We start from the raw sequence: 3715 nt of genomic DNA, 5'->3' as shown, positions 1-3715 counted from the left end.
CACCAGACCGATCGGGACGTTGACGGCGAACACCCAGCGCCAGCCGGCCAGCTCGGTGACCAGCCCACCCAGCACCCAGCCGCTGGCCCCTCCACCCGCGCCGGCGGCGGTCCACCACCCCAGCGCCCTGCCGCGGGAGCGGGCGCCGCCGACCAGGGCGGACAGGGCCGACAGCGCGGCGGGCGAGAGCAGCGCGGCCCCCACCCCCTGCACGGCACGGGCGGCCACCAGCACCGCCGGTGACCACGCCAGCGCGCAGGCCAGGGAGGCGGCGGTGAACAGCACCAGCCCGGCCCGGAACACCCGCCGGGCGCCACGGGCGTCGGCCAGCCGTCCGCCGAGGAGGAGCAGCCCGGCGAGGACGACGGTGTAGGACGTCACCACCCAGCCGAGCTGCGCCGGGGGGAAGCCGAGCTCGTCCCCGATGGTGGGCAGGGCGGTCGCCACGATCGTCGCGTCCAGCACGACGACGAACTGCGCCACGCACAGCACCGCGAGCGCCACCCCGGTGTTTCCGGCTAACCGTCTCATGCTGGAAACACTGCCGCTGGCGCGTCGTTGCTGTCAACCAGTAAACTGGCAAACGATGGAAACAGTTGAGGAGTGGAGCTCGCGTCCGCCGCACATCCGCCCGCTGCCGGCGTTCGGCGGCCACCTGGCGCTGGACTTCGCCAACACCGTCGACGACCCCGAGGGCCCGGCGCGGTACGACCACATCGCCGACCTGACCGGCTACCTGGGGTGGGCCCTGCGTGCCGACCTGCTCGACGAGGCCGCCGCCCGGACGTTGCGCGACCACGGCGAGCACCACCCGGAGCAGACCACCGACGCCCTGGCCCAGGCCGCCGCTCTGCGGGACGCCCTCAACGCGACCTTCGGCGCCGTCGTCGACCACGAGCCTCCCGACGCCGGCTGGCACCGGCTGCGCCCCTTCGTGCTGGACGCCCTGGAGACCGCCGAGCTCGCCGTCGGGACGACCGGCGACCCGTCCGGCGGCCCGCTGCACTGGGGCGCCGACGACCTCGGCGCACCGATGCGCCCGGTCGCCCACGCCGCACTGCAGCTGCTGCACGCCCCGGAGCTGCGCCGGGTCAAGCGCTGCGCCGGCTGCCCGTGGCTCTTCCTCGACGCCTCCCGCAACGGCAGCCGGCGGTGGTGCTCGATGACCGACTGCGGCACCCACGCCAAGATCCAGCGCTACGTCACCAAGCGCGCCGCCGCGCGCGGACGCCCGCGCACCGGCTGACGGGGAAATCCCATTGTGAGTGAGCGCTCACTCATCTAGGCTCTCCGCCGTGACCCCTCGAGCCGCCGCCATGTCGCCCGACGAACGTCGGGAGGCCGTCGTCGCGGCCGTCACCCCGCTGGTGCTCGAACGCGGTGACGAGGTCACCAGCCGTGACATCGCCGCCGCGGCCGGGGTCTCGGAGGGCACCGTCTTCAAGGCCTTCGCCTCCAAGGACGCCGTGATCGACGCCGTCGTCGAGTCCCTGCTCGACCCCAGCGGCACCCTCGCCGAGCTCTCCCGGCTCGATCCGCAGACCCTCCCGGAGGCGGTCGCGGAGCTGACGGCCGTGCTGCACCGGCGGACCACCGAGATCGTCGCGCTGGTCTCGGTCCTGCAGCGGCGGGCCCGCCAGGCCCCGCAGCACACCCCGCACCAGCACGAGCTGCACCGGGAGCGCTCCGAGCGGTTGCTGGCCGGGCTCGAGGCCGTCCTCACCCCGTTCGCCGACCGGCTGCGGGTCAGCCCCCGCACGGCCGCCTCGCTGATCCGCGTGCAGGCCTTCGCCACCGCCCACCCGATGCTCGCCGACGGCGCCCTCGACGACGTCGGCATGGTCGCCGACCTCCTGCTGCACGGCATCGCCCGCCCCGACCAGAGGAACGCCCCATGCTGATCCGTCTGCTCCGCGACCACCTGCGCCCCTACCGCGGCCTGCTGCTGCTGGTCGTGCTGCTGCAGCTGGTCGGCACGCTGGCCTCGCTGTACCTGCCCAGCCTCAACGCCGCGATCATCGACGACGGCGTGGCCCGGGGCGACACGGCCCTCATCTGGCGCACCGGCGGGCTGATGCTGGCCGTCTCGCTGGTGCAGATCGTCTGCTCGGTGCTGGCGGTCGCGGTCGGGGCGAACGTGGCGATGAAGTTCGGCCGGGACGTCCGTGCCGCCCAGTTCTCCCAGGTGCTGTCCTACTCCGCCCGGGAGCTCAACCAGCTCGGCGCCCCGTCGCTGATCACCCGGGCCACCAACGACGTCCAGCAGGTGCAGATGCTGGTGCTGATGACCTGCACGGTGCTGGTCGCGGCACCGATCACCATGGTCGGCGGCATCGTGATGGCCCTGCGCGAGGACGTCGGGCTGTCCTGGCTGGTGGCGGTGGCCGTCCCGGTGCTGGCGGTCGCGGTCGGGCTGATCATCGTCCGGATGAGCCCGCTGTTCCGGGTGATGCAGACCCGCATCGACGCGATCAACCGCGTGCTGCGCGAGCAGATCACCGGCATCCGGGTGGTCCGCGCCTTCGTCCGCGAGCCGCACGAGGAGGAGCGCTTCGACGCCGCCAACGCCGCCCTCACCGACACCGCCACCGCGGTCGGACGGCTGATGGCGGCGATGTTCCCGGTGGTCATGCTCGTCCTCAACGTCTCCAGCGTCGGGGTGCTGTGGTTCGGCGCGCAGCGGATCGAGTCCGGCGAGCTGGAGATCGGCTCGCTGACCGCCTTCCTCACCTACCTCATCCAGATCCTCATGTCGGTGATGATGGCGACCTTCCTGCTGATGCTGGCCCCGCGCGCCGCGGTCTGCGCCGAGCGGATCACCGAGGTGCTGCGCACCGAGTCCTCGGTGGTGCCGGCGCCCGAGCCGCGCACCGAGGTGGAGGGCCGCGGCCACGTCCGGCTCGACGACGTCACCTTCACCTACCCCGGCGCCACCCACCCGGTGCTGCGCTCGGTCGACCTGGAGGTCCGCGCCGGGCAGACCACCGCGGTGATCGGCTCCACCGGCGCCGGCAAGTCCACCCTCGTCTCGCTGCTGCCCCGGCTCGTCGACGCCACCGGCGGCACCGTGGCGGTCGACGGCGTGGACGTCCGCGAGCTCGCGCCGGAGGCGCTGTGGGCCCGGATCGGGCTGGTGCCGCAGAAGCCGTTCCTGTTCTCCGGCACGGTCGCCTCCAACCTGCGCTACGGCAACCCCGACGCGACCGAGGACGAGCTGTGGCACGCGCTGGAGGTGGCCCAGGCCCGCGACTTCGTCGAGGCGATGCCGGACGGCCTGGACGCCCCGATCAGCCAGGGCGGCACCAACGTCTCCGGCGGTCAGCGCCAGCGGCTCTCGATCGCCCGGGCGCTGGTGAAGAAGCCTGAGATCTACATCTTCGACGACTCCTTCTCCGCCCTCGACGTCGCCACCGACGCCCGGCTGCGGGCCGCGCTGGCCGCCGAGACCGCCGACGCGGCGGTGATCATCGTGGCCCAACGGGTGTCCACCATCCGCGACGCGGACCAGATCGTCGTGCTCGAGGACGGTGCCGTGGTCGGCCTCGGCACACACGAGGAGCTCCTCGGGACCAACGACACCTACCGCGAGATCGTCGACTCCCAGCTGAGCGCCGAGGAGGCCCTGGCATGACCGCACCCCAGCGCCCCGGGCCGGCCACCGAGCCGACCGGCGGCGGCGACGCCCCGCTGAAGGCCCCGCCGCGCCCCCAGCACC

At 73.5% G+C, this 3715-nt stretch carries 4 protein-coding genes; 3 read left to right on the top strand and 1 reads right to left on the bottom strand.

Annotated elements, in window-relative coordinates; all coding sequences use genetic code 11:
* Nucleotides 1–531: MFS transporter (locus DVA66_RS18150; protein ID WP_114561303.1), on the bottom strand; the 531-nt coding region annotated here is incomplete at its 3' end.
* Nucleotides 532–586: 55 nt separating this feature from the next.
* Between DVA66_RS18150 and DVA66_RS18145 the strand changes: the two genes are divergently transcribed.
* The 3 genes from DVA66_RS18145 to DVA66_RS18135 are packed head-to-tail and all read left to right on the top strand — an operon-like array spanning nt 587 to nt 3631.
* Nucleotides 587–1246, top strand: a complete 660-nt coding sequence (locus DVA66_RS18145; RefSeq protein WP_198671922.1) for a CGNR zinc finger domain-containing protein — start codon at nt 587–589, stop codon at nt 1244–1246.
* A 49-nt stretch (nt 1247–1295) separates the two neighbouring features.
* Nucleotides 1296–1901, top strand: coding sequence for a TetR/AcrR family transcriptional regulator (locus tag DVA66_RS18140; RefSeq protein ID WP_157974108.1), 606 nt, complete (start codon nt 1296–1298; stop codon nt 1899–1901).
* Nucleotides 1895–3631 carry an ABC transporter ATP-binding protein gene (locus DVA66_RS18135; protein WP_114561300.1) on the top strand — a complete coding sequence of 579 codons (1737 nt, stop codon included), beginning with the start codon at nt 1895–1897 and terminating at the stop codon, nt 3629–3631. Before DVA66_RS18140 ends, DVA66_RS18135 begins: the two co-directional genes overlap by 7 nt.
* The last annotated feature ends 84 nt before the right edge of the window (nt 3632–3715 follow it).

The sequence above is a fragment of the Desertihabitans aurantiacus genome, from assembly GCF_003344635.1.
GTDB classification, from domain to species: Bacteria; Actinomycetota; Actinomycetes; order Propionibacteriales; family Propionibacteriaceae; genus Desertihabitans; species Desertihabitans aurantiacus.
The sequence above is the reverse complement of the archived record's forward strand: the minus strand, read 5'-3'. Positions and strand labels throughout refer to the sequence as shown.

Bases quoted from the DNA above. Each gene is read 5' to 3' on its own strand.
- DVA66_RS18145 (WP_198671922.1), top strand. From the start codon at position 587: ATGGAAACAGTTGAGGAGTGGAGCTCGCGTCCGCCGCACATCCGCCCG.
- DVA66_RS18135 (WP_114561300.1), top strand. From the start codon at position 1,895: ATGCTGATCCGTCTGCTCCGCGACCACCTGCGCCCCTACCGCGGCCTG.